Here is a 25546-nt window from a genome sequence, read left to right on the forward strand (position 1 = left end):
TCACAGGACGTCGGCCGCGGTGGCCGGGCTGGGGACGGAGGCGGGGCGGCCGGTCTCGTCGGTCGTACGGCGGGGACGGACGAGCAGCAGCAGGCCGCCGAGGAGACCGCCGGCGCTCGCGCCGACCAGGCCGGTCACCGCGGCCGAGGCCGAGGTGGGCGCGGCCGGCTTGATGGCGCGGGCGAAGGTCTGGAGTTCGACGTGCGTCGAGGCCTTCGCGTCGTTCGCGTGCACGGTCAGCGAGCGGGACACGGCGTTGGCCATGTCGGCGGCGAGGTCGGCGCGCGAGGAGGTGGCCGTGACGGCGACCATCGGCGCGTCCGGCGAGGTCGCCGTCTGCACGCTCGACTGCAGCGTCTTCACCGGCACGCCCGCCCACACCTGCGCGTCCCCGAGCACCGCGAGCTGCGTGGCGACCCGGCCGTAGGCCTGCGCGAAACCGAGGGCGGTCGAGGAGTCGGCCTTGTCGGTGGGGACGGCGATGACGTAACTGGTGGCCGTGTACGTCGGGGTCTTGACGACGCCGTACGCGCCGCCGAGCAGGCCGCCGGTCACGACGCCGGCCGCGAGGAGGGACCAGGCCGGGAAGGCTTTCGCGCGGCTGAGGGGGAGGTGCTGTCGGATCTCGGTCATGAGGAACTGGCTCCCTGGGGTGCGGGGGACGGCGACGAGGTGGAGACCGCGGCCGCGTACACGTCCATGAGTTGGGCGGCGCTGCGGGTGATGCAGTAGTGGTGGGCGGCGTCCGGTGCGGTGCGCGGCCGCGGGCCCTGCGCGCGGGCCGCCGCCAGCGCGCGGGCGAAGACCTCGGGGCCGCCCTGCACACGCCGGGCGGCGGCCGCGGCCTGCGGGGGGAGGTCCTCGATGGCGGGGCAGGAGGCGTAGAGCACGGGCAGCCCGGACGCCAGTCCCTCTACGACCGCCAGGCCGAAGGCCTCCTCGGGGGACGGCGAGGCGAGCAGGTCCATGGCGGCGGTCAGGGACGGCAGGTCGGGGCCCGGGGTGCCGTCGGGTGTGTAGGGGCGTTCGCCGGTGAACAGCACCCGGTCCGCTACCCCGTAGTCGTGGGCCGTACGGCGCAGGAGGTTCTCCTCGGTGCCGCCGCCCACCAGCAACAGCCAGTAGTCATCAGGGAGTTGGGCCAGCGCGCGGACCAGGACGTCGAAGCGTTTGCCTGCCGCGAGGCGGCCGATGCCGCCGACGACGTACGCGCCCTCGGGCAGGCCGAGGCGCTGGCGGGTGCGCAGGCGCTGTACCGGGTCGAAGCGGAAGCGGGCCAAGTCGATGCCGTTCGGGACGACTTCGATGCGCGGGCCGGGCACGCCCCAGCGCTTGAGGCGTTCGGCGACCGTGGGGGACACGGCGACCGTGGAACGGCCCAGGCGCTCGCTGGCGAGGTACAGGGCGCGGACCCCGGTGCTGAGGCCGCGGCCCTCCATCTGCGAGTCGCCCAGGGAGTGTTCGGTGGCGACGACCGCCTTCACGCCCGCGATCCGGGCGGCGAGCCGGCCGTAGACGCAGGCGCGGTAGAGGTGGGTGTGGACGAGGTCGTAGCCGCCGGTGCGGATGAGGCGGACCAGGCGGGGGAGGGCGGCGAGGTCGCGGTTGCCGGTCATGCCGAGGTGGAAGACGCGCACCCCGTCGGCGGTCAGGCCGTCGGCGACCGCGCCCGGGTTGGTGAGTGTCACGACGTCGCAGTGGACCGGCAAGTGGCGGATCAGCAACCGGAGTTGCTGCTCGGCGCCGCCGACGCCGAGGCCGGTGATGATGTGCAGGGCCCTCATGCGAGCCCCTCCACCGGACGCCGGCGCAGGCGGTGCAGCCGGTACTTGAGGAAGAGGCGTACGGCGGTGTCGTTCTGGCCGATGTGGACGCGGGGGAGCGCGTGCGGGCCGTTGAGGTCGCCGGGGTCGATGGCGCACGCGTAGGTGTAACCGGCCCCGCGCACGGCGTCCATCGCGCGGGCGTCGATCGTGCCGTAGGGGTAACAGAAGCCGTTGACGGGGGAGTTGAGCAACTCCTGGAGCCGGGAACGGCTTTCGGCGACCTCGGCGCGCAGGGTGGGGTCGTCCGCCTTCGTGAGGTCCACGTGGGTCAGGCCGTGCGAGCCGATCTCCACGCCCTCGGCGGCCGCTTGGCGGATGCCGTCTGCGGTGAGGAGAGGCTTGCGGGGGCCCAGCGGGTCCCAGGCGTTGTCGCCGCCGAGGCGGCCGGGGAGGACGAAGAGCGTGGCGCCGCAGTTCCAACGATCCAGCAGGGGAAGGGCATTGGTGAGGAAGTCGGCGTAGCCGTCGTCGAAGGTGAGACCGACCAGACCGTGGCCCTCGCCCCGGGCGCGGGCGGCGAGCAGGTCGGCCATGGACACGCCCCGCAGACCGCGCCGACGCAGCCAACTCAGCTGCTGTTCAAGGCGGTCGGGGGTGACCGTGATGCGGTAGGGGTCGTCGGAGCAGTCGCCTACGGAGTGGTACATCGCCACCCACGGGACCGGGCCCGTGGCGCGTCTGCCGGTGGTCGGGGAATCAACGGGAGCGGCCATGGATGAGCCTTCGTGTGACGGAGCGTACGGTTTCCAGTGCGGGTGCGAAGCCCTGGGCGCCCAGGGCCCAGCCGAGCAGGACGAAGACGACGGTGACGGTCGTGCAGCCGACCGTGAGACCGAGCAGCGGCGAGGGCAGCGCGTGGGCCACGAACGCCCCCGCGATCGTCGCGACCACGGCCGCGCGCACCGGCCGGCTCAGCTCGATCAGGACCTGCCGGGTGTGGAGCGGGACACTGCGCGGGCCCGATCCGTAGAGCAGGAGCAGGGCGGTGAAGGTGATGCCGGTGGCGTTGGCGACGGCGATGCCGATGACGCCCCAGGGGCCGACCGTCCAGGCGCCGATCCAGGTGGTCACGACGATGCCGGCGGCCATCGCGCCGACCGGGTACCAAGTGGGGCGGCCCGCCGAGAAGTAGGAGCGGACCAGGACACCGACCAGCGTCTGGCCGAGCAGTCCGAGGGCGTAGACGCGCATCACGCCGGCCGTGGCGGCGGTGTCGTGGGCGGTGAACGCGCCACGCTGGAACAGGAGTTGGATGATCTGCGGGGCGCAGGCGATCACCGTGGCGGCGCCGAGCAGTACGAGGCAGGCGGCGAGGGCGAGGTCCCGCTCCACTCGGTTGCGGGCCTTTTCCGTATCGCCTTCGGCCAGCGCCCGCGCGACCACCGGGAAGGTGACCGTGCACAGCATCAGCGAGAGCACCATCGGCATCTGGGCGACCTTCTGCGCGTAGTTCAGATGCGAGATGGCGCCGGCGGGGAGGTGCGAGGCGAGGAAGCGCTCGATGAGGACCTGGGACTGACGGCACAGTGCGAAGAGCAGCACGGTGGCCATCAGGGCGAGGTTCATCCGGCGGGGTTCGGCGGGGCCGGTGTCCGCGTCCAGGGTGGTGGGCTTGTGGCTCGTCAACTGGCGCCACAGCGCGGGGAGTTGCGTCAGCACCATCAGGACGCCGCCGGCTGCGACGCCGAGGGCCGCCGAGCGTACGCCCCAGTGGGCGCCGAAGGCGTACATCCCGGCGATGATGCCGATGTTGTACGCCACGTAGATCGCCGCCGGGGCTACGAAGCGGCGGTGGGCCCGGAGGGCCGCGCTGCAGTAGCCGGCGAGGCCGAAGCTGAGGACGCAGGTTGCGGTTAGGCGGGTGCAGCTGATGGCCAGGGCGGGGTTGGGGAGGCCGGGGGCCAGGGCTTCTACCAGGTAGGGGGCTGTGCCGATGAGTAGCGCCGATACCGCGATGAAGGCCAGGGTCAGGCGGGGGAGGGTGGTTGCCACGAGGGTGCGGACCGGGTCGCCTGGGGTGCCTTGGGCTCTGCGGGCCAGGGCCATGCTGAACGCCGGGATCAGGGCGAAGGCGAGGCCGTCCTCGATCAGGAGGGTGGCTGCGAATTCCGGGATCGTCCAGGCGATGAGGAAGGCGTCTGTTTCGCTGCCGGCGCCGAAGAGGCGGGCCAGGGCCTGGTCTCGTGCGAGGCCTAGGAGGGAGCCGGTGATGGAGAGGACGGCGGTGATCAGGGCGGCTTTGGCCAGGAAGCCGCGGGGTTCTGGGGTGGGGGTGTCTTCGGGGGTGCGGGCCGGTGGCAGGAGTGGGGTGGTGTCGGTTGGTGTTTGGGTGCTGCGCCGTGGGGGCTGGGCGCGCAGTTCCCCGCGCCCCTTTAGCGGGTTGCCCTGCTCGGTGTTGCCCGTCACCGTCATTGGGACATGGCCCCTTCGGGGGTTGCGCGTACCGGAGTCGCCACACGTGGCTGCCCCTCCGCGTTTGCGCCCACCAAGGACCACCACGCCGCCAAGCCGAAGACCACCGCCGTGAGGACTGTTGACGGGCCGCCGATGTCTGCGTAGACGAAGTCGATCAACTGCCAGGTCAGGAGGCCGGTGGAGACCAACGCGCAGTCCAGGCCGGGGAGTTTGGTGCGGTGGACTCGGAACAGGCCGCGCAGGGCGCAGACCAGGAGGGCCAGCCAGCTGCCTGCCAGGGTGATGAGGCCGAGCAGGCCCTGTTCGCTGAGGACCAGGAGGTACATGTTGTGGGGGGAGAGCAGGGGTTGTTTGAGGAAGGCCGCGCCTGCGCCCTCCGTGTCGCTGCCTGAGGACAGTGCCAACGAGGCGTTGCCGTCCCGGTGTTCGGGGAAGCCCTTCAGACCGACGCCGGTCAACGGGTGTTCGCGCCACATCGCGGTGGCCGCCGCCCACATCGTGTAGCGGTCGATCACCGACTGGTCGGGGGCATCGGTGACTTGGGTGATGCTGTCGATCCGCTCCTGGAGCATCGCCGTACCGACGCCGAAGCCGCCCACCAGGACGATGCCCGCCGCCGTCACCGCCGCGGCCACCTTCAGGGCGCGGCGCAGGCCCGCCAGTGCCAGGAGCACCGCGCAGGTCGCGGCCGTCGCGATCCAGGCGCCTCGGCTGAAGGAGAGGGCGAGGGGCACCAACAGGGCGAACGCACAACCCGCCGCAACTGACCGCTGTCGTACGTCGTTTCGGCCCAGGGCCAAGGACAGCGCGCAGATCAGGCCGAACGACACCACCGTCGCCATGCCCATCACGTCGGTCGGGCCGAAGGTGCCCACCGCGCGGATGTCCTCGCCCTGGTACGAGGCGCCGGTCGCGGTGACGTACTGCTTGACGCCGATCGCCCCCTGCCACAGCGCGAGGGCGACGAACGACCAGGCCAGGAGGCGGAAGTCGCGGCGGTCGCGGATCAGGAGGACGACTGCCGCGGGGACCAGTACGAAGATCTGGAGGTAGCGGCCCAGGCCGCTCAGACCCGCGCCCGGTGAGGACGCGCCCATCGCGGCGATCGACAGGCCCAGGACCGGAAGTCCCATGACCGCCACGGCAGTTGGGGTCAGGGGGCGGCTGCGGTCGCGGAGCAGCCGGATCCCGCAGTACAGCACCACCAGGCCGGAGACCGCGTCAGCCGGGCCCGCGCCGCCCTCGCCCGGAGTGAGCGGCAGGCCGAGCAGAGCGATCACGGCGATGACCGGGAGGACGGGGGCGAACGTGTGGACGCGGCGCAGCACGGTTCAGCTCCCCGTCGGACGAACAGGCGGGACAGGGGCGTTCATGCGGGCTCGGTGGTTCACGGCTCAGCTCCCGGTCGGACGTACGAGCGCGGTCACCGTGCGGGCCAGGATGCAGATGTCCTGCCACAGCGACCAGTTGTCGATGTACGCGTTGTCGAACCGGCAGCGGTCCTCGATCGAGGTGTCGCCGCGCAGCCCGTGGATCTGGGCGAGGCCGGTGATGCCGGTCTGCATCCGGTGGCGGGCCGCGTAGCCGGGGTAGGTCTGGCTGAACTGGGCGACGAAGTACGGGCGTTCGGGGCGCGGGCCGACCAGGCTCATGTCGCCCCGGAAGACGTTCCAGAGCTGGAGCAGTTCGTCCAGAGAGGTCTGGCGCAGGAAGCGGCAGAAGCGGCTCATCTGCGGCTCGCGCGCGATGTTCCAGCGGGTCGCCGCCTCGTGCTCGTCGACCGGGCGGTGCGTGCGGAACTTCAGCAGGGTGAAGGGGCGCCCGTCCTTGCCGATGCGCTCCTGGCGGAAGACGACACCGCGTCCGTCGGTGAGACGGAGGACCACCGCGCACAGCAGCAGCAAGGGGCTGACCAGGAGGAGCAGGGTGCCGGACGCCAGTACGTCGAGTGCCCGCTTGCCGAAGCTGCCGGGGTGGCGCGACCCCAACTCCAGTCTGCGGCAGGCGAATCCGGCGAGCTGGTCACGCATCTCGTACGACGGTGAGTCGGCGTCGACCTCCCAGACCACGCAGCCCGACTCCGCCAACGCCCGCAACAGCGGCCCGCGTTCGGACCGTACGGAGGGGTGCACGGTGAGGACGGCCCGGACGCCGTTCTGGATGAGGGCGCGTTCGACCTCCTCGCCGGTGGTCAGGACCGGCAACCCCTCGGCGCCGTCCGGGTGTTCGGCGACGATGCCGATGGGCTCGATCCCGCACTTCGGGTGTCGTAGCACCGCTGCCGCAACGCGTTGCGCGGTCGTCGCCGGGCCGATCACGAGGGCGGCGCGGGGGCGGTTGAGGAGGGCCTTGCGGCGGCGTCGGTGCACCGCTCCGCGGGCCACGCAACTCGCCGCCGATTGAAGGGCGAAGCCCAGGAGCAGGGTGCGCGGGGAGAGGGCGCGGTCGGGGGCGTAGGCCGCCGTGAGCGTGCCGAGGGCGAGCCAGGCGACGGCGATCCGGCCGCAGACGGCGGGGAGTTCGTCGAGGACGCGCGGTACGGCCCCGGGAAGGTTCGGGCGCAGCAGTATCGACCCGGCGATCAACAGGGCCACCAGGAGCGGTCTGCGCTGGCTGCCGGTGAGCGCGAGGGCGCCGACCAGCGCGGCGGTGAGGTCCGCGCCGAGCAGCGGCAGCGGCGAGGCCGGTCGCGCGGGCGGGCGGCGGACCGGGAACCGGAAACCGCCGCCGGTGCGGCGGGGGATGACCGAGACGTTAGAGAATCCGTGGTCCCGTGGCTGTCCGCCGGGGGAGGGGACGGTGCTTTCCGCAGTCACGAGTGGATGGACTCCCTGCACTCGGTGGGCACGACGGGTTTGCCGCCGAGGAGATCGCGATAGACCTCCGCGACCGCCTCGGCGGAGTGCCGCACGTCGTGCGTGGACTGGACGTACCGGCGTCCCTGGTGGCCGAGGGACTCGCGCAGCAGCGGGTCGAGCAGCAGCTCGGCGATCGCCCCGGACAGCACCGCGGGGTTCTGTGCCGGGACCAGACAGCGGGGTGCGAGTCCGGGGGGCAGGCTCTCGCGGGCGCCCGCGACATCCGTGACGACGACGGGCCGTCCGCAGGCCATCGCCTCCAGCGGGGCGAGCGCCATGCCCTCCCAGCGCGAGGGCAGGACCACCAGGTCGGCGGCCTGGTACCAGGGCACGGCATCGTCGACGGCACCCGCGAACAGCACGGAATCCGGGGCGAGTTGGCGCAGTGCGGCCCGGTCGGGCCCGTCGCCGACGAGCACGAGCCGCGCCTTCGGTACCCGCCGGACCACCTCGTCCCACGCGTTCAGCAGGACGTCCTGGCCCTTCTGCCGGCACAGCCGCCCCACGCACACCACCAGCGGCGCGGCCGGACCGACCCCGGCGAGCTGCTCGATCCCGGCCCGTACGGTGTCCACGGCCGCGGGGTGGAAACGCTCGGTGTCGATGCCGTTGGGGATCACGCTCCAGCGGCTCCGGACCCCGGCCCGCAGCCCGGTCGTCCGCTCCGCCTCGCTCACGCACACCGTCCGGGTGGCCCAGCGCGCACCCCACCGCTCCCAGCCGGTCGCGAGGGTGGCGGTGACCCCGCCGACCGCCTCGAACGACCAGGCGTGCGGCTGGAACACGGTCGGGATCCGGCCCCGCACGGCAAGACGTCCCGCGAGTCCGGCCTTCGCGCTGTGCGCGTGCACCAGATCGGGCCGCACCTCCGCGACCACCCGGGCGAGCCGCCGTACCTCGGAGACGAGCCTCGGACCCGGGGAGCGGGTCGCCTCCCACCGTCGTACGTCGGCGCCGAGCGCCCGGGCCCCGTCCGCGAGGCTGCCGCCGGCGGGGCAGGCGACCGTGACGTGCAGGCCGGACGCGAGCTGGGCCCGCGTCAGATCCAGGACGACACGGGCGACCCCGGCGTCCACGGGCTGGGCGAGGTGCAGGACCCGTGGCCGAGGGTCGGTTGCTGGCTGGTGCATTGCGCGGTTTCCTCGCTCACGGGTGGCGCTCGGGACTGCGGGCGGGAACGCGCCTCACTGCTGGGCGTCGACGGCGACGAAGAGCGCCCCGAACCACGCCGCGTCCCGGTGGGAAACGAGCCGGAAGGCCAGCTGGTCACCGCCGGGACGCAGCGCCTTGCCGAGATCGAACACATCGGAGTCGTAGCCGAGGGTGTTCGCATACGCGGGCGCACGCTCCGAAGGCGCCGCCGCCGGGTCGCTGATCGTGGAATTCAGCACGTCGTCACGGGGGTTGGCACCGTCACCGAGCGCGGTGGCGTTCGTACGACCGGTCGAGAACGTGAGCGAATCCCCGGTGCGGCCGCGATCCCCGTTGTACGCCACCACGCCCGCGCGTCCCCCGGCGTGCGCGGGCACACGCACCCCGCGCATCCGGATCTCCGCGCCGGTACGGGAGTCCAGTGCGCCGAAGCCGTCCCACAACTCCAGCCGGCGCAGCGGCTCCTGCGGCTTCTCGTACGCGACGACGAGCGTCCAGCCGCCCCACGCCCCGGCCGCCGACTTCCCCATCGCCGTGTTGATCTGGGCCACGGTGTAGAGGCCCGAACCGCTCTCCCGGACCAGCTTGGTGACGTCGGCCGAGGCCTGGAACGCGTCCGCGCCGCCCGCCACCCGGTGCCCGACGACCGTGTCCGCGAGCACCGCCTTGTACTCGCCGCCGGGCTCCGCGATCAGCACCCGCCCGTTGTCCTTGGGCGGCTTCTGCTCGCCGACGCGGAGGTTGCCGCCCCAGTACAGGCGGGCGTACGTGGCCCGGGCGCCCTCGGGCAGCCGGACCTCCGCGCGGGAGGAGTTGTAGGTGTTGGGGTCGCGGTCGACGTCTACGTAGAACATGTCGAAGTCGCCGTTGGCAGCGTTCGCGGTCTGTCCTTCTCGTACGGCCGGGCAGGCGGCCGAGTTCGCGCGGCAGCTGATGGAGGTGTTGGCCGCGCGCACGATGCCGCCGTGCTGGAGGGCGTGATAGCGCTGGGCGAACGGGACGCGCTCGGCCTCGGTGGGCGGGGCGGATGCTCCGGAGGCGGCGGGGGCCCAGATCGAGACGAGGGCGAGCGCGCCCGTCGACGCCCGGCGCAGCAGCGGACCCAGGGAATTGCGCATGACCGGAGATGCCCTTTCGGGAAGTACGGCCCCTATGTGCGATCTGATGGCTATAGGGGTACTTCGGGAGGTGCGCAACTCTAGTGGCTATCCGTATTAATCCGGCGAAACCCGACAAGTGTGTCGGAATGGTGAAGTTCGGCCTCTGGGAGATCACCCCATTGGCGGCACAACCCCTTTGGGTGCCGCGCGTTGACACAGCGCCGGGCATCCCCGCCCGTCTGTTTGTTTCAACCCCAAGGAGCACCTCTCCATGTCGCGTATCGCGAAGGGCCTGGTCCTGACCTCCGTTGCCGCCGCCGCCATGGCGGGCACCGCCGGCATCGCCGCCGCCGACAGCGACGCGCACGGCGCGGCCGCCCACTCCCCGGGCGTGCTGTCCGGCAACGTCGTCCAGGTTCCGGTCCACATCCCGGTCAACGTCTGCGGCAACACCGTCAACGTCATCGGCCTGCTGAACCCGGCCTTCGGCAACACCTGCGTCAACGACTGACGTCCGCGCGCATCACTTCGTCCGGCCGTTCTCCCGTGGGCTCTCCACGGGGGACGGCCGGTCGGCGTTCGGGGGTGTTGCCCCGAATGGGCGGTAGCGGTCCCGGTCCGGCGCTTCGGTCTTGACATGGCCCTCACCAGGCACGACGTCGACCGTACGGCTGACGGACGGTCACCCGGCGCGTCCGACCGGTTGCAGATGGTGGTGAGCGCTTTCACGGTGGGCTCAAGATCCGAAGCACCACCGAAAGGAAACACCCATGCGTGGTCTGCCCGCACGGCGCGTCGCGTCCTCCGTGCTCTGTGCCACTGTCCTGATCGGAATCGCCGGCCCCGCGGCCGTCGCGGCCGACAACGACTCGGCGCGGAAGCACGTCCACGCCGCGTCGAGCGCGCCGGTTCCCAACGCCGACACGCTGCTCGCCCCGGTCAAGAGCCTCGGCGGCCTCGGCAGCGTGCTCACCCCCGTCACCGACCTGCTGACCCAGGCGCTCAAGGCCGACAACGGTCAGCTCTCCGCCGACCAGGCGAAGACGCTGGGCGACGCGGTCACCGCGGCCGTCGCCAAGATCACCGCGGCGGCGCCGGCCGCTCCGGCGGTTCCGGCGGTCCCCGCGGCGCCTGCCGTGCCCGCGGTTCCCGCCGTGCCCGCGCTGCCCTCGCTCAAGAGCGCCGACGACTCCAAGGCCAAGGCGCCCGCCGACCTCGCCGGTGACGCGCTCGCCTCGCTGCAGAAGGCGGTCACCACGCTGCTCGCGGCGGTCACCTCCGGCGATGTCGCCGGCGTCGTCCCGGCGGTCACCGGTGTGGTGACGGGCCTCGTCAACGTGGTCGCGGCCACGCTGCTCGGCGGCGGTCTGCCCGCACCGAGCCTGCCCGGTCTGCCCGCGCTGCCGTCGCTGCCGTCGACGTCCTCGCTCCCGGCGGTGCCCGCGGTACCGGCGGTTCCGGGCGTCTGACGCGAGCAGCCGCAAGGCAGTCGTAGAGCAGTAGTAGAGCAGTCGTAGAACGGCCGTCGGGTCGGTCCCTTTACGGGGGTCGGCCCGGCGGTCTTTCCGGTTTCACGGCCTTTTCATATGAGGATGGGAAACGCCGATGAGACACACGCCGCATTCGGGTGGGCAGCAGAAAGTTTCTGCGCACGGGGTTTCCGCCCCGACCGGAACTCGTTACACACGGCGACAGAATTCGCTCTGGTGACATGAGTTGCCGAAGAAAGGAACACGATGAAGTCCCTGAAGGCTGCCGCTGTCGTTGCCGGGTCCCTCGCCATCGCCGGTGCCGCCGCGCCCGCGTTCGCCTACAGCCCCGCCGACGTGACGCCCACCAGCCTCACCGGCGCCGTCAACACCCTCACCAGTGGTCAGCTCCAGCCCGCCGACGTGATGCCGCTGCAGCACCAGTCGGACGCGCTCGACACCGAGAACAAGGGCTCCGCGCTCAACACCCTCAAGGGTGCGACCGCCGCGCTGAACCAGCACAACCCGCTGCTCGGTGGTCTGCCGCTGCAGAGCTGAGTCTCTCCGGTGGTGTTCGAGGGGCGTCGCGAGGCGTCCCTCGTTCGTGTGGCGGGGCGCCCGCGCCATCGGCCGGACGGGTGAGAACGCGTCCGGTGGCCTTCCGGCCCGTCGATAAGGTCGCGCGGTGACCTCAACCTCAAGCGAAACGCGCCCCTTCCGCGTCGCCGACCTCGGCACCCTCGTCGTCCTGGCGTGGAGCGGCGAGGCCCCCGACGGGGACATGCCCTACCTCCTCGCCTACACCCTGGGCGACGCCGCGGACGGCCCCGAGGCCGCCACCGCCGCCGTGGAACGGCTGCTGACCGACAACGGGCTCCCGGTCGGCGGCAACGTCGTCGACGGCGCCACCAAGCCCAGCCTGCCGATCACGATGCTCGTCGAGTCGGGGCAGGCCGTCCTCAACATGCCGCAGCTCAACGCCCAGTGCGTGCCGCCGCCCGAGTGGCTCGCGGCGGTCGGCGAACGCGGCTTCGCCTACCTCGTGTTCACCACCCGCCCCTGGCCCGAGGCCGAGCCGGGCAAGCCCGTCACCCCCGAGGCGCTGGCCGAGTTCGCCGGCTCCGAGGACACCCTGAACGCCGCCGCGCACATCATCCTGCCCGCCCGCAGCCTGCGCGGCTGAACGACCGGACAGCGGGCGGGAATCGCCGGTTCCGGCCCGCTGGCGGGAAGCAACTTCCGGCCCGCTCACGGGAATTCCGGAAAGCTGATTACTACGGCACCCGGGGGAATCTTGAACTGATGCCCTGCCCGGCCTCGTTACCCGGTCAGCACGCAGAGCCTCCGAATTCCGAAAGGGACCGTACTCGAGATGAAGTCGACCACCCGAGGAACCATCGCCGCCGTCATCACGGCCGTGGCGGCCGCGACCGGCGCCGCCGTCGCGACCCCCGCCGCCGCGATCGGCGCGGTCCCCGTGCCCGTGCCGCTCGAGGGCGCGGAGAACGCCCTCGGCATGGAACTCCCCAAGCTGGGCGGGGAAATTCCGGTGCCCATGCCGGGCTCGCCCGAGGGCCCGCGGTACGTCGAGGGCCGGCTCATCCCGGAGCGGGCCGTGCCCCAACTCCCGGTCCACGGCGGGCTGCCCGGCCTCGGCCTGCGCGCTCCGCTGCCGCACGTGCTCGGCGACGGCTTCGACCACGTCGGCGTCAGCACGCCGGCCTCCGACCTGCGCACGATGGCCCCGGGCCTGGCGCTGGACGTGCCGCTGACCCCGCCCAACCCCGACAACTTCGGCCTCCCGGACCTGAAGGCGCCCCAGCTGGGCGTCCTGGCCCCGGTGCTGCAGACCGTGCCGGGCGCGGACCTGGTCACGGGCGCCGGCCTCTAGGCCGTAGCGCGGGAAGAACGAAGGCGGCCGCAGGGCCGGAGCGGACGAGGGCCCGGGTGGTGCGACCCGGGCCCTTCTGTCTGCCCGAGCCCTGCGGAGGGTGACCGCACGGGCCGCCGGACGGTTAGCCCCTCGAACAAGCCGTACCGGACGAGGGAGTTGGGCCATGAGCGTGAGCGTCGGTGGAGTACCCGTGGGCCGGGAGTCGGTCAGACCCGGGCCGGTGCGCAGGACGCGGCGGGAGGCGCTGCGCGGGGCGTTCGGTGCCGTGCTCGCCGTGGCTCTCGTGCCCGTCGTCGCGGCCTCGCGGCCCACGCGCTCCGGCGAGGACCCCGGGGACACCGCCTTCGACGAGACGTACCGGGGCCGTCGTATCCACGGTGTGCTGAAGGACGGGTGGCAGGTCACTGTGGACGGCAGGCCGCTGCATCTGATGCGGCGCGCGGACGGCACCTGGCTGAGCATGGTCGACCACTACCGCTCGTATCCCACCGCCCTGGAGGCGACCCGCGCGGCGGTCGACCAGCTGAGCCCGGGCCGGGAGTTGAGCGAGGCAAAGGGGCCGATGCACATGGGGGGAGACCATGGCGTACACGCGTAAGGATGTCAGCACACTCACGAGCGCCGAGAAGCGGCGGTTCGTGGCGGCGCTGCTGGAGGTCAAACGGCGGGGCGAGTACGACGAGTTCGTGCGCACGCACATCGAGTTCTTCGTGCCCGACGGGGAGTACGGACTGCGCTCGGCGCACATGGCGCCCTCCTTCCTGCCCTGGCACCGGCAGTTCCTGTTGGACCTGGAGCGGGCGCTGCGCCGGGTCGACTCCTCGGTGACGGTGCCCTATTGGGACTGGACGCGCGAGCGCTCCGCGACCTCCACGCCCTGGACCAAGGACCTGCTCGGCGGCACCGGGCGGCGCTCCGACCACCAGGTGACGACCGGGCCGTTCGCGTACTCGGCGGGCAAGTGGAAGATCACGGAGAACATCACCGACGAGCCGTACCTCACAAGGGACTTGGGCCGCGCCGGCGCCCCGATCGCGCTGCCGACGAAGAGCGACCTGGACGGGGCGCTCGCCGACCCGGTCTACGACGTCTCGCCCTGGGACTCGACCTGCCGCACGGGCTTCCGCAACCGGCTCGAAGGGTGGGGCACCGGCTCCGGCAGCGCGTCCTGGCGCAACCACAACCGGGTCCACAAGTGGGTCGGGGGCGTGATGCTCGGCGGCGCCTCCGTCAACGACCCGGTGTTCTGGCTGCACCACGCCTTCATCGACCTGCAGTGGTCGCGCTGGCAGAGCAGACACCGGGGCGCCCGCTATCTGCCCGCGAAGCCGCCGGGCGCGGGTGACGACCAGGAGGGGCGGGTCGTGGCACGGCAGGAGCGGATGCCGCCGTGGGACGTGACGCCGGAGCAGCTGGAGGACGTCAGCCGTATCTATCGGTACGCGTGACGCCGGTCCGCCGCTACGGCTGACCGGTCGCGGACATGGGGAGAGCCCCGGCGCCTGAGGTGCCGGGGCTCTTCGCGTACGTCCGTCCGCGCGTGCGGTCGAAAGCGCGCGGTCGAATCAGTGGCCGTAGCCGTTGCCGCCGTAGCCCGGGCCGGGGTGGCCGGGGTGGCCGTGGCCGCTCACGTTGGCGCAGGTGTTGCCGAAGGCCGGGTTCAGCAGGCCGATCACGCTGATGGTGTTGCCGCAGACGTTGACCGGGATGTGGACCGGGACCTGCACGACGTTGCCCGACAGGACGCCGGGCGAACCGACGGCCGCACCCTGCGCGCCCGCGTCCGCCATGGCCAGGCCGGCGCCACCGAGCGCCACGGCACCCGTGCCGAGGGCGACAACGGCCACCTTCGCGATGCGAGACATCACGTTCTCCTTTGGTTCGATGAGTGCGACGGCACGACTCGCCACCGCACTTGGAGTTCAACGCGGCGGCGCATGGCTGGTAACGGCGCGGACGCGGGGATCACTCTTTTTGAACACGACTTCGAGCGCCGGGCGCGGATGTTCGACGGGCGGAAATTCGGTGCCCCCGACGGGTGGGTGTCCATTAGCCTCCGGACATGGCAACCGACCAACTGTTCCGTCTGTTCGCCGAGCAGAACCGTGTGCGCGCCTTCGCGGCGGTGGCCCTGGGGGCCGAGACCTCCGAGCAGGTCGCCGAGGTGGCGGGGCTGACCCCGAGGGGCACGGCCGTCGCCCTGCTGCGGCTGCGCGAACAGGGCGTGGTGAAGACCATGGACGACGGTGAACTCCGCGTCGACTACGACCTGTTCAAGAAGCTGGCCCGCGAGGACGCCGAGCCGGTCGAGGCCGGCCCGGTCACCGGCGACGAGCACACCGACATGATCCTGCGGACCTTCGTCCGGCGCGGCACGCTCATCCGCCTCCCCGCCCAGTGGACCCGCAAGCAGGTGGTGCTCCAGTACATCGCCGAGCAGACCTTCACGCCCGGCGTCGAGTACCCCGAGCGCACGGTCAACGAGAAGCTGCGCGCCTGGTGCGACGAGGGCGAGGTCGACCATGTGACGCTCCGGCGCTACCTGGTGGACCTCCACCACCTGCGCCGGAGCGAGGGCGTCTACCGGCGGCCGGCAGCGGCAGCGTGACGCGTGGGTTCGGCGTCAACTGTCGTACGGGCCTCGGGTTCTACGGCAGTTGTCGTACGGGCGAACCCGCCAGGTAGGCCTGGATGTTCTCGACCGCCTGGCCGTAGTACGTCGTGTAGTTGGCCCGCGACACATAGCCGAGGTGGGGTGTCGCGAGCAGGCGCGGGGCCGTGCGCATCGGGTGGTCGGCGGGGAGGGGCTCGCTGTCGAAGACGTCGATCCCGGCGCCGGCGATCCGGCCCTCGCGCAGCGCGGCGAGCAGGGCGTCCTGGTCGACGATCGCCGCGCGTGAGGTGTTGATCAGGTACGCGGTGGGCTTGAGCAGGGCGAGTTCGGCGGGGCCGAGGAGACCGCGGGTGCGGTCGCCGAGGGCGAGATGGACCGAGACGAAGTCGCTCTCCGCGAGCAACTCCTCCTTGGACGCGGCGCGTTGTACGCCGACCTCGTCCGCGCGCTCCTCGGTGAGGTGCTGGCTCCACGCCGTGACGCGCATGCCGAAGGCCAGGCCCACCTGCGCGACACGGCTGCCGATCTTGCCGAGCCCGAGCAGCCCGAGGGTACGGCCGTGCAGGTCGGCGCCGACCGTCTGCTGCCAAGGCCCGCCGCCGCGCAGGGAGTTGGCCTCCTCGACGATCCCGCGGGCCAGGCCCAGCAGCAGCGCCCAGGTCAGTTCGACGGGCGGGGTCGAGGAGCTGGCCGTACCGCACACGGTGACGCCGTGGGCCTTCGCGGCGGCGTAGTCGATGACCGTGTTGCGCATGCCGGAGGCGATGAGCAGCTTCAGGCGGGGGAGCCGGGCGAGGAGCGAGGCGGGGAAGGGGACGCGTTCGCGGAGGGTGACGACGATGTCGGCGGTGGCGAGGGCGGCGGCCAACTCGGCCTCGTCGTCGAGGTGTTCGCGCAGGCTGACGACCTCCACGGTGTCCTTGAGCGGTGACCAGTCGGCGAGGGCGGTCGCCGCGTTCTGGTAGTCGTCGAGGACAACGCAGCGCAGGGGCACGGGAGTTCCTTCCGGTGTCTGCCGGGGGGCTTGCCTGGCCCTGCCCGGCGGAGGGGATCGACCTTACGTCGTGACACGCCGCCCGGTGCCGATGGTTTGTCATGCCCCCTATCGGGCGGCAGGGGGGATGCTCCGGTCCCGTCACGATGAAGCGGCATCTGGCCGCCGGGCCATCCCGCCGCCACCCGTGCCGAGATCTACGCGACGGTTCTGGAGGAGCGGTCGCTGACCCGGGTGCGACCGGCGGACGGTGGGGACGGCCCGCCGGTCGACCTGTGAGGGTGCCTCTCGGGCGGGTTACTTCTCGGCGAGGGACGGGCCGTCCGCGGCCGCCGTGCGGGTCGGCTTGCCCAGGGCCCAGAAGAGGACGCCGAGGAGCATGAAGCCGAGGAGCGGGACGAGCTCCGTCAGCAGGTACTGCCCACGCTCGCCCTGGGTCCAGCCGTCCGGGGCGTAGTCGGCGCCGAACCAGTGGTCGCCCGCACCGGGCGCGACCAACTGCACACTCGCGAACACGATGAGCGCGGTGAGCACCACGCTGAGCACGATGGGGACGGGCGCCTTGTAGGGGCGGGGGACGTCCGGGGCCTTGTAGCGCAGTACCGCGAGGGCAGGGAAGATGCCCAGGTAGCTGACCAGCGTGGTGGACACGGCGAGACCGAGGACGGCGCCGAAGAGTTTCGCCGCGCTGCCGTTCGTGAGCTGGTGGGCCAGGACCAGGACCAGGGTGGAGACCAGGCCGCTGAGGATGTTGACCCGGACCGGGGTGCCGAAGCGGCTGGAGATGACGCCGAGGAAGCGCGGCGCGGCGCCGTCGTAGCCGGAGACGGCGAGGGCGCGGTCGGAGCCCATGACCCAGGTGACGCCGGAGGACAGCACCGTGAGGATGAACAGGACCGCGGCGATGTCCCCGAGGACCGTGCCCGCCCCGCTGCTGGTGACGGTGCCGTCGGCGGCCACGTCACCGCCGTAGACGGTGAAGACCTGGCGGATCGCGTCGAGGAAGCCGCCGAGGCCGGTGATGGCCTTGACCGGGAGGACGAGCAGGATGCCGAGGATGGGGAGGGCGTAGAGGAGTACGGCGAGTCCTGCGCTGCGGAAGATCGCGAAGGGGACGTCCTTCTGGGCGTCGGTCATCTCGTCGCCGGCGGTGTTGGGCAGTTCGAAGCCGACGTAGTTGAACATCAGGACGGGGACCAGGCCGACGAAGCCCGCGTACGTCGGGGAGAAGTCGCCGGGGCCGAAACCGTGCAGGCCATGCTGGATGCCGTAGATGACGACCGTGATCGTGAACAGGCCCAGGAGGACGAAACGGCTCCAGGCGCCGATGGTGGGGATCCACTTGCCGACGTCGAAGGAGAGGATCGCGGCGAGGACGCCGACCCAGATGAAGACGAGGGCGAAGACGTAGAAGGCGGGGGTGCTCAGGTCTTTGCCGTCGTTGAAGAAGGTGGTGTACGCCGTGACGGCGGAGACGGCGAGGGTGCCGCCGAGCCAGACCGGGTTGGTGATCCAGTACAGGAAGTTGTTGACGGCGCCCGCGAGGCGGCCGAAGGCCCGGCTGGTCCAGATGTAGGGGCCGCCCTCCTCGGGGAACGCGGCGCCGAGCTCCGCGATCAGCAGGGCGGAGGGGATGAAGAACACCGCGGCCAGCACGATGAGCCAGGTGAACGCCTCGGCGCCGGACGAGGCGACCGTGCCGATCGTGTCCACGCCGACGATCGTGCAGAGGAGGAAGAAGAGGATGTCGAAACGGCCGAAGTGCTTGCGCAGCTTCTGCCGCTCCACCTGCGCTGCGGCCGGCGCGCCGGCCGGCTCTGAGGCGATCTGACCAGCGGCCACCGGGGCTCCTGCGGGTTCGGGGGGAGGAGGGGACACTAACGGGGACGGGGGCGGGATTCGGCCAATGATCCGCCGTCCTCGCGAAATCCCACAAGCGTTCGGGGCTAATTCTTCACCATTACGTATCCATCCGGACGTAGCGGAAACCGTGCCGAAACACGGGGGCGGTTCGGCGGTCGGCGGTCGGCGGCCGGTGTGCGTCCGGGCGTGGTGAGCGGCGCAGGTCGTACGGGTGGCGGCTGCGGCATAGTGGGACGTGTAACCGTCACTCTTACGCACCCTTCGCACTCCGGGACCGCAATGCCCACCAGCAGTCGCTTCGTCGTCGCCGTCCATGCCCTGGTCGCCCTCGCGGTCAGTGGTGACAAACCCCTGCGCTCCGAGGACCTCGCCCACTCGGCCAACACGAGCCCCGTCGTGATCCGCGGCCTGCTGTCCCGGCTGAGCGCCGCGGGGCTGACCAGGTCCCAACTCGGGGCGGGTGGCGGCGCGTTGCTTGCCAGGCCGGCTGAAGGGGTACGGCTGCTGGAGGTGTACCGGGCGGTGGAGGACACCAAGCTGTTCACCCTGCACCGCACCCCGCCGCCGCCCGACTGCGCGGTCGGCAGCAACCTCGTGGACGCCCTCCAGCCCGCGTTGATCCGTGCGCGCGAGGCGTTCGAGGCGGAGCTGGACCACACCACGATCGCGGAGATCGCCGACGAGGTCGCCCGCCTCGGGAAGTTCACGATGCCGCTCGAATGGTGACCGTCCGAGGGGTGGTCCGTGACGCCTCTCTGGATTAAGTGTCGCTGTGTCGCTTACACAGTGCTAGTGTCGGGACGTCCGCTCGTTCGGGCATCACCCACGACAGGAGCGCAAGATGAGCGACATCCCCAGCGGCATCGCCGGCGACCTCGGCGGCGGCACCCCCTCGGCCGTCGACCTGCTGCGACGCAGCCTCGACGTCTTTCTCGCCAAGGACATGAAGGCCTGGACGGACCTGTGCGCCGACGACGTCGTCGCCGAATTCCCGTTCGCCCCGGAGGGGGCACCGGCCCGGATCGAGGGGCGCGAGGCGCTGTACGAGTACCTGCGCGGCTACCCTGACGTCATCGACGTACGGGAGATCCCCTCGGTGAGCGTCTACGCGACCGCCGACGAGAACGTGGCGATCGCGGAGTGGAACGTGGTCGGCAGCGTGGTCTCCAACGGCAATCCCTACAACATGAGTTACGCGACCTTCGTGACCTTCCGCGACGGCCTTGTCGTCAACTATCGGGAGTACTGGAACCCGAAGGTCTTCCTGGAGGCGCTCGGCGGGGGCGGGTTCTGAGGGTTCGTTCGCCCGGCCGGTTGTGTTTGTTGCTTGCCGGGGCAATTTATTGAGCTTTTCATTGCTCCGGCAAGCAAGTGACTGGAGAGGATTTCTTGGCCCGCTCGGTCTTGCGGCCCGTGTGCCGTCGCGGCGTCCGGGGTGGCCCGGGTGAGGGGCGGACCGCTGGTGCCGGGAGCCGCGTTGATCTGGCGCGGGCCGTGGGTCGACCGTTCCGAAGGTGGCCGGGCTGTCGACGGCCGCGGCGACTACGACCTTGCGGGTCGCGGGTCGCGGGTCGCGGGTCGCGGGCGGCAGGGCCGCGAGGTCGAGGGCGATGGTCTGTTCGGCGGGCCCGCCGGTGAGGAGCCGCACCGCGCCGGGCCGGGCTCTCCGGGGCGCCGTAGAAGATGAAGTGCTCGTCGAAGGTGACCTGTTCGTCCTCGTCGAGGATGAACGCGACGATGTCGATCTCGCAGGCGGACCGCGGAGCCCAGCTGACGGTGAGGTGCCACTCGGGCGCGGGCCTTGGTGCGGGTGTGCCGGACGGCATGGGCGGTCGATGACGCCGCCCCTCGGCATCACATGTGGTTCCTTCGGCCGGGACGGCTGTCGTGTCCGCCGCGTCCGCAGCGGTCGCGGTCGGGGAAGTGGGCCAACTCGCTTCGTGCAGGGGGAGTTCGAGGGCGACGACGCGGCTCCTACGGCGGTTCTGCTCGCCGTCGGCCAGGACGACGACGTCGGTGACGCCGGCGGACAGGTTGACCGCCGCGGAACCGCCCAGTTCCACGACGCGGGTACGGGGCGCGGCGGCGTCGGTGTGGTCGCCGCCAGGTATCAGCACGCGGCGGCCGGTCAGAGGTTTGGCCAAGTCGCGGGCTGGAGCGCCGAGTTGGCGGGGTGCGGGGGCGGTCGTCGTGTCGGGGGAGGGCGGTGACGGGACGGGTGCCGGGGTGGATGGTTCGGGCTCGGTGGCCTGAACTCCTGTCGTCGGCGGCGCGGTTGAGGCGGAAGCGGTTGTCGCTTCATGCGCCGTCCCGCCCCGTACGTCGGTCAACAGCCGTAGAAACGTGGGCTCGTCGATGACCGGTACGCCCTCGGCGGCCGCGCGTCGCGGCTTCGTGGACCCGGACGTCGGCTCGTTGGTGACGAGCACGCTGGTGTGACGGCTGACGGAGGTCATCATGTTGAGTCCGGCGGCGACGGCCCGTCCGGCCAACTCCGCCCGGGCGTAAGTGGGTTCACCGATGATCGCGATCTTCATGCCCTGCAGCAGCGGGCCGCCGGGGGCATCCGCCCCGGATTGCGGTACGCGCACGGTGTCTTGGGCGGCTTCGGCGTGAACGGCGATTCCGCGCGTGGCGGGCAACTCGCCAGCGGTAACGGCAGATCGAGCCGTGCCGCCTCGCGCAGTGAGGCCCGCGGGATGCCGGCGAGCACCCGGGTGTCGTCCAGGGCGTCGTGGGCGTGCTGTTGCGGTACGCCGTAGCGGTCGGCCGGTGTGCCCGGTTTCATGTCGTCCGTGGGCGGGTCCGCCTGACGATTTAAAGCCAATGTGCAGAGCCGCCGGGGCACCGGCGGCCGCATCCGCGCACGGGCGAACGCGTGGGCCAGGAAGTCGTAGTCGAACTGGGCGTTGTGGGCGACGAGGATCCGGTCCTGGAGCGTCGCCCCGATCCGCCCGGCGACCTGGCCGAGGGTCGGAGCGCCCCGCAACCGCTCGGCGGTCGGCCCGTGCACCTCCACGGGTCCCGGGTCGTATCCCGGGGCGAGCAGGGTGGAGAACTCCCCGGTCCGCTCGCGGTCGGGCCCGATCGTCAGGACTGCCGACCTCGTCACCAGGGCGTCGGTCCGGCCTTACGTCACCGCTACCCCGCGCTCGCTATCATGCGCCTGACCAGCAAAAACGCCCTCCCGGAGGGAGGGCGGACACGGGATGTACGCGAAGCGCCCCCGGCAGGACTCGAACCTGCGGCCAAGCGCTTAGAAGGCGCCTGCTCTATCCACTGAGCTACGGGGGCCGGGTGTGTGGCCTCGGTCGTGGTGTGCCCGGGTGTGGGCCGGTCCGTGACGTTGCCGGGGACAAGGATAGGGCTCCCGGGTCCTTGTCCCTGTTGCTTCACCTCCGTGGCTCGATGTGGAGGTTCAGTGAAGCGGTCCTGATAATCGCAGGCAGGTACGAATCGTGCATCGCTTTTGGTGCCCCGGGCCACGGGTGTTGTGCACTCGTTATGCCTGGACTGTGCCCATGCCCCAGTCATCCCTTCCGTCCGTTGTGTTCCGTCGGCGCGCAGACATGCTCATATGCTTCAGAATTCCCCCAAAATTGGGCATTCTTCACATGTGGTGACCTTGGACGTACGGCCTCAGCTGCTCGACGCACTCTCCGCCCTGCGCGACCGTGTCGCCGCCGCACGCTTCCCGCTGCCCCTGGCGGGGGCTCCACGCGCGCGTGCCAATCGCGATGAACTGCTCGCCCAGCTCGACGACTATCTGGTGCCCCGCCTGAAAGAACCCGAAGCACCCCTGCTGGCTGTGGTCGGCGGTTCCACCGGTGCGGGGAAGTCGACGCTCGTCAACTCCCTTGTCGGGCGCCGGGTCAGCGAGGCCGGCGTGCTGCGGCCGACGACCCGTACACCGGTGCTCGTCTGCCACCCGGAGGACCATCACTGGTTCAGCGGCATGCGGGTGCTGCCCGACCTCACGCGCGTGTGGGTGCCTCATCAGGACCCGGGGGACGAGTTGCTCCTCCCCGGTGAGGACGGTATGCGTGTGCTGCGGATCGAGACCGCCGACACCCTCCCGCGCGGGGTCGCCCTCCTGGACGCGCCCGACATCGACTCCCTGGTGGCCGACAACCGGGTGCTGGCCGCCGAACTGATCTGCGCGGCCGACATCTGGGTCATGGTCACCACCGCCGCCCGCTACGCCGACGCCGTGCCCTGGCATCTGCTGCGCACGGCCAAGGAGCACAACGCGACCCTGGTCACCGTCCTCGACCGGGTGCCCCACCAGGTGGTGTCCGAGGTGTCGCGGCAGTACGGCGCCCTGCTCGCCAAGGCCGGCCTCGGCGACGTCCCCCGCTTCACGGTGCCCGAACTCCCCGAATCCGCCTGGGGCGGCGGGCTGCTCCCGGCCAGCGCCGTGGCGACACTGCGGAGTTGGCTAGTCCAGCAGGCCCAGGACCCGGGCGCCCGGCACCAGTCCATGGCCCGCACGGCCTACGGCGTCCTCGACTCGCTCAAGTCGCGGATGCCCGAACTGGCCAGTGCCGCCGCCGCCCAGTACGCGGCCGCGCTCCGGCTCACGGCCGCCGTCGACGGGGCCTACGACAGCGAGCACGCGCGTGTGCGGGGGCGGTTGCAGGCCGGGGCCGTGCTCGCCGGGGACGCGCTGAAGCGCTGGCGCGCCTTCCCGCTCGACTGCTCCGCGGGTGAACTGCTCGACGCCCTCGCGGAGAGCCTCGCCGCACTGCTGCTGTGCGCCGTCACGGCCGCCGACGAGCGCGTCGACGACGCCTGGCGCCGCGAACCGGCCGCGGGCGCCCCAGAGCTCACCGAGCGCGATCCGTCGCTGGAGAGCGCCGAGCACCGCATCGGGATGGCCGTACGGCGGTGGCGGCGCGAGCTGGAGGAGTACGCCGAGGAGGAGGTGGCCGACCTCGACCGGAGCATCGCGCCCGATCCCGAGGTGGTCGCCGCCCTGGTCGCCACCGCGCTCCTGGGCGGCCGCAGGGCGCGGTCCGCGGGCGAGGGGCTCGCCGAACGGATCGGCGCCCACGGCGCGTTGCGGCTGCGCGACCGGGCCGGGCGGCTCCTCAACGAACATCTGGACCGGGTCGTGCACACCGAGCGCGAACGGCGGCTCGCCCCGCTCGACGCCCTCGACGTGCACCCCGAACCCCAGGCCGAACTCATCGCCGCGCTGTCCGTACTGCAGAAGGAGAGGTGACCGGTGACTGCCGTCACTGACCAGGACCACACGGACGAGATGGACCACGCCACGCACACCGGGGACGCGGTCGCCGCCCAGGACGAGCACCCCGAGAACACCGCCTCCGTAGAGGGCGATTCCGAGGCGGCTCCCGCGAACGGCCTTCCCGTGGAGGACGCGGAGAAGGCGAGCGCCCCGGAGGACGCCGACGACCACGCGCGTGTGCGGGCCGACGCCGACACCTCGGGTCGTACGGAATCCAAGGCGTCCGCGGACACGACGGACCCGGCGGACCCCGAGGAATCGACCGGTTCCTGGGACGACGGGCTGATCGCGCGGCGGGTCAACGAGACCACCGCGGCGCAGCAGGCCGCCGCCGTGGAGATCAGGGCGTCCCGCGCGCAGGCCGCGCACAGCGCGCACGCCGCACAAGCCGCCCACGTCCCGGCCCCGTTGGCGTACGACGGGCCGCTACGGTCCCGTCTCGACGCGCTGCGCGAACTCGTGGGGCTCTCCCGCACCCGGCTCGACAGCGGGACCCTCGCGGAGGCGGGGCGGGTGCTCGACGAGGCGGCCGCGCGGCGCAGGCTCTCCGGGCAGCACACCGTCGTCGCCATCGCGGGCGCCACCGGCAGCGGCAAGTCGCAGCTCTTCAACGCGCTGGCCGGAGTGGCCATTTCGGAGACGGGCGTACGACGGCCCACCACCGCCGCGCCCATCGCGTGCAGCTGGAGCGACGGCGCGGCCACCCTCATCGACCGGCTCGGCATCCCGGGACGGTTGCGCCGACGCCCCCTGCAGAGCGCCGAGATGGAGGCCCAGTTGCGCGGGCTCGTCCTGGTGGACCTGCCCGACCACGACTCGGCGGCCGTCGCGCACCGCGAACAGGTGGATCGGGTGCTGGCCCTCGTGGACGCGGTCATCTGGGTCGTCGACCCGGAGAAGTACGCCGACGCGATCCTCCACGAGCGCTATCTGCGGCCGATGGCAGGCCACGCGGAGGTCATGTTCGTCGTCCTCAACCAGATCGACCGCCTCCCCGGAGAGGCCGCCGACCAGGTCCTCGACGACCTGCGCAGGCTCCTCGACGAGGACGGCATCGCCCTCGGGGAGTACGGCGAACCCGGCGCCACCGTGCTCTCCCTGTCCGCGCTCACCGGGGACGGCATCCCCGAACTGCGCGAGGTTCTGGGCCAGTTCGTGGCGGATCGTGGAGCGGCGGCACGGCGAATCTCGGCCGATGTGGACGCCGCCGCGTGGCGACTGCGGCCCGTCTACGCCACCGGACGGCGCACCGGGCTCAGCGAGGAGGCGCGGGACGAGTTCGCCGCGCGGCTCGCGGACTCGGTGGGCGCCACCGCGGCGGGCGAGGCCGCCGAACGCGCCTGGCTGCGCAACGCCAACCGCGCCTGCGGCACACCCTGGCTGCGGCTGTGGCGCTGGTACAACGACCGGCGCGAACCCGTCACCGGCCGACTGCCGATCCGCGCGCAGGCCGACGAGGAGGCCACGGCACGCCAGCGCGTCGAGCAGGCGGTCCGTACCGTCGCCGACCGGGCCTCCGGGGGGCTCCCGGCGCCGTGGGCGCAGGCGGTGCGCGAGGCGGCTGTACGCGGGTCGCAGGGGCTGCCCGAGGCGCTGGACGAGCTGGCGGCGCGGGCCGGGCTGCCGGTGGGGCGGCCACCGCGGCCGGGCTGGTGGCCCGCTGCCGTCCTGGCGCAGGCGTCCATGACGATCCTCCAAGTCGTCGGCGGGCTCTGGCTGGTGGGCCAGATCATCGGCTTCATGGCACCGAACCTGGGCGTGCCGGTGCTGCTGATGGTGGCCGGCATCATCGGCGGCCCCCTCGTCGAGTGGAGCTGCCGCCTGGCGGCCCGCGGGCCCGCTCGGCGCTACGGCCTCGACGCGGAACGCCGCTTGCGGGAGGCCGCGGCGGGATGCGGACGGGCGCGGGTGCTCGATCCGCTGGCCGCGGAGCTGCTGCGGTACCGGGAGGTGCGGGAGCAGTACGCGCGGGTCACGGGGGCGGGGGTCGGGTGAATCGGGTTGCGTGAACGGGGTCGCGGGAACGGGGTCGCGGGAACGGCAGGTTGACCCCGGACGCGATTCCCTCGTGCGGGTGATGAGGTTTTCCACAGGTGGGCGGTGGTCCACA

23 protein-coding genes, 1 tRNA gene and 1 pseudogene are annotated in these 25546 nt (G+C 71.9%); 12 read left to right on the top strand and 13 right to left on the bottom strand.

What is annotated here, in order from left to right:
- The 8 genes from OG504_RS33985 to OG504_RS34020 all read right to left on the bottom strand — a co-directional run bounded on the left by OG504_RS33985 (position 1) and on the right by OG504_RS34020 (position 9369).
- Positions 1 to 633, bottom strand: coding sequence for a lipopolysaccharide biosynthesis protein (locus OG504_RS33985; RefSeq protein ID WP_405993216.1), 633 nt, complete (start codon positions 631 to 633; stop codon positions 1 to 3).
- Positions 630 to 1784 (bottom strand): glycosyltransferase, encoded by a 1155-nt coding sequence (locus OG504_RS33990; protein WP_405993217.1) that lies wholly within the window; start codon positions 1782 to 1784, stop codon positions 630 to 632. The genes OG504_RS33985 and OG504_RS33990 overlap by 4 nt, the downstream gene beginning before the upstream one ends.
- Positions 1781 to 2539: a polysaccharide deacetylase family protein gene (locus OG504_RS33995; protein ID WP_405993218.1), complete on the bottom strand. Its 759-nt coding sequence runs from the start codon at positions 2537 to 2539 to the stop codon at positions 1781 to 1783. Before OG504_RS33995 ends, OG504_RS33990 begins: the two co-directional genes overlap by 4 nt.
- Positions 2523 to 4238, bottom strand: a complete 1716-nt coding sequence (murJ, locus tag OG504_RS34000; protein WP_405993219.1) for a murein biosynthesis integral membrane protein MurJ — start codon at positions 4236 to 4238, stop codon at positions 2523 to 2525. The genes OG504_RS33995 and murJ overlap by 17 nt, the downstream gene beginning before the upstream one ends.
- The gene (locus tag OG504_RS34005; protein WP_405993220.1) at positions 4235 to 5569 is read right to left on the bottom strand and encodes an O-antigen ligase family protein; all 1335 of its coding nucleotides are present in this window, start codon (positions 5567 to 5569) and stop codon (positions 4235 to 4237) included. Before OG504_RS34005 ends, murJ begins: the two co-directional genes overlap by 4 nt.
- A 66-nt stretch (positions 5570 to 5635) precedes the next feature.
- Positions 5636 to 7057 (bottom strand): sugar transferase, encoded by a 1422-nt coding sequence (locus tag OG504_RS34010; protein ID WP_405993221.1) that lies wholly within the window; start codon positions 7055 to 7057, stop codon positions 5636 to 5638.
- Entirely contained in the window at positions 7054 to 8229 is a 1176-nt protein-coding gene (locus OG504_RS34015; RefSeq protein ID WP_405993222.1) for a glycosyltransferase, read from the bottom strand. Before OG504_RS34015 ends, OG504_RS34010 begins: the two co-directional genes overlap by 4 nt.
- Before the next feature lie 54 nt (positions 8230 to 8283).
- Positions 8284 to 9369 (bottom strand): DUF3344 domain-containing protein, encoded by a 1086-nt coding sequence (locus OG504_RS34020; RefSeq protein WP_405993223.1) that lies wholly within the window; start codon positions 9367 to 9369, stop codon positions 8284 to 8286.
- A 253-nt stretch (positions 9370 to 9622) separates the two neighbouring features.
- On the opposite strand from OG504_RS34020, the gene chpG reads away from it, so the two are divergent.
- From chpG to OG504_RS34055, 7 genes are all read left to right on the top strand, one after another.
- On the top strand, positions 9623 to 9862 hold the full coding sequence (chpG, locus tag OG504_RS34025) for a chaplin ChpG (RefSeq protein ID WP_019065678.1): 240 nt from the start codon (positions 9623 to 9625) through the stop codon (positions 9860 to 9862).
- 259 nt (positions 9863 to 10121) lie between these two features.
- Positions 10122 to 10820, top strand: a complete 699-nt coding sequence (locus OG504_RS34030; RefSeq protein WP_405993224.1) for a hypothetical protein — start codon at positions 10122 to 10124, stop codon at positions 10818 to 10820.
- A gap of 267 nt (positions 10821 to 11087) precedes the next feature.
- On the top strand, positions 11088 to 11378 hold the full coding sequence (locus OG504_RS34035) for a hypothetical protein (RefSeq protein WP_033284544.1): 291 nt from the start codon (positions 11088 to 11090) through the stop codon (positions 11376 to 11378).
- Between the two features lie 127 nt (positions 11379 to 11505).
- On the top strand, positions 11506 to 12003 hold the full coding sequence (locus tag OG504_RS34040; RefSeq protein WP_328683267.1) for a DUF5949 family protein: 498 nt from the start codon (positions 11506 to 11508) through the stop codon (positions 12001 to 12003).
- Positions 12004 to 12192: 189 nt separating this feature from the next.
- Positions 12193 to 12711 (top strand): hypothetical protein, encoded by a 519-nt coding sequence (locus OG504_RS34045; protein WP_405993225.1) that lies wholly within the window; start codon positions 12193 to 12195, stop codon positions 12709 to 12711.
- A 166-nt stretch (positions 12712 to 12877) separates the two neighbouring features.
- The gene (locus tag OG504_RS34050; protein ID WP_405993226.1) at positions 12878 to 13312 is read left to right on the top strand and encodes a tyrosinase family oxidase copper chaperone; all 435 of its coding nucleotides are present in this window, start codon (positions 12878 to 12880) and stop codon (positions 13310 to 13312) included.
- Entirely contained in the window at positions 13296 to 14162 is an 867-nt protein-coding gene (locus tag OG504_RS34055) for a tyrosinase family protein (RefSeq protein WP_405993227.1), read from the top strand. The genes OG504_RS34050 and OG504_RS34055 overlap by 17 nt, the downstream gene beginning before the upstream one ends.
- 117 nt (positions 14163 to 14279) lie before the next feature.
- Here the strand turns inward: OG504_RS34055 and OG504_RS34060 are convergent, their stop codons facing one another.
- A complete protein-coding gene (locus tag OG504_RS34060; RefSeq protein WP_033284549.1) occupies positions 14280 to 14579 on the bottom strand; it encodes a chaplin in 300 nt (99 codons plus the stop codon).
- Positions 14580 to 14776: 197 nt separating this feature from the next.
- Here OG504_RS34060 and OG504_RS34065 point away from each other — a divergent pair, with 197 nt between their 5' ends.
- Entirely contained in the window at positions 14777 to 15322 is a 546-nt protein-coding gene (locus tag OG504_RS34065; RefSeq protein WP_405993228.1) for a DUF2087 domain-containing protein, read from the top strand.
- 40 nt (positions 15323 to 15362) lie between these two features.
- Here the strand turns inward: OG504_RS34065 and OG504_RS34070 are convergent, their stop codons facing one another.
- Together OG504_RS34070 and OG504_RS34075 are read right to left on the bottom strand one after the other, a co-directional pair.
- The gene (locus tag OG504_RS34070; protein WP_405993229.1) at positions 15363 to 16322 is read right to left on the bottom strand and encodes a D-2-hydroxyacid dehydrogenase family protein; all 960 of its coding nucleotides are present in this window, start codon (positions 16320 to 16322) and stop codon (positions 15363 to 15365) included.
- 297 nt (positions 16323 to 16619) lie between these two features.
- Positions 16620 to 18164 carry an APC family permease gene (locus tag OG504_RS34075; protein WP_405993230.1) on the bottom strand — a complete coding sequence of 515 codons (1545 nt, stop codon included), beginning with the start codon at positions 18162 to 18164 and terminating at the stop codon, positions 16620 to 16622.
- A gap of 300 nt (positions 18165 to 18464) precedes the next feature.
- Between OG504_RS34075 and OG504_RS34080 the strand changes: the two genes are divergently transcribed.
- Both OG504_RS34080 and OG504_RS34085 read left to right on the top strand, forming a co-directional pair.
- A complete protein-coding gene (locus tag OG504_RS34080; protein WP_405993231.1) occupies positions 18465 to 18911 on the top strand; it encodes an Rrf2 family transcriptional regulator in 447 nt (148 codons plus the stop codon).
- A gap of 115 nt (positions 18912 to 19026) precedes the next feature.
- Positions 19027 to 19479 carry a nuclear transport factor 2 family protein gene (locus OG504_RS34085; RefSeq protein WP_405993232.1) on the top strand — a complete coding sequence of 151 codons (453 nt, stop codon included), beginning with the start codon at positions 19027 to 19029 and terminating at the stop codon, positions 19477 to 19479.
- A 125-nt stretch (positions 19480 to 19604) separates the two neighbouring features.
- On the opposite strand, the pseudogene OG504_RS34090 reads toward OG504_RS34085, so the two are convergent.
- Both OG504_RS34090 and OG504_RS34095 read right to left on the bottom strand, forming a co-directional pair.
- Positions 19605 to 21285 (bottom strand): annotated as a pseudogene (locus OG504_RS34090) (exonuclease domain-containing protein); the annotation flags it as partial.
- A gap of 121 nt (positions 21286 to 21406) precedes the next feature.
- Positions 21407 to 21479, bottom strand: a tRNA-Arg gene (locus tag OG504_RS34095).
- A gap of 322 nt (positions 21480 to 21801) precedes the next feature.
- On the opposite strand from OG504_RS34095, the gene OG504_RS34100 reads away from it, so the two are divergent.
- Positions 21802 to 23409, top strand: coding sequence for a dynamin family protein (locus tag OG504_RS34100; protein WP_405993233.1), 1608 nt, complete (start codon positions 21802 to 21804; stop codon positions 23407 to 23409).
- Between the two features lie 3 nt (positions 23410 to 23412).
- Positions 23413 to 25431, top strand: a complete 2019-nt coding sequence (locus OG504_RS34105; RefSeq protein ID WP_405993234.1) for a GTPase — start codon at positions 23413 to 23415, stop codon at positions 25429 to 25431.
- Positions 25432 to 25546 lie beyond the last annotated feature (115 nt).

It is taken from the genome of Streptomyces sp. NBC_00986 (genome assembly GCF_045162565.1).
Lineage (GTDB): Bacteria > Actinomycetota > Actinomycetes > Streptomycetales > Streptomycetaceae > Streptomyces.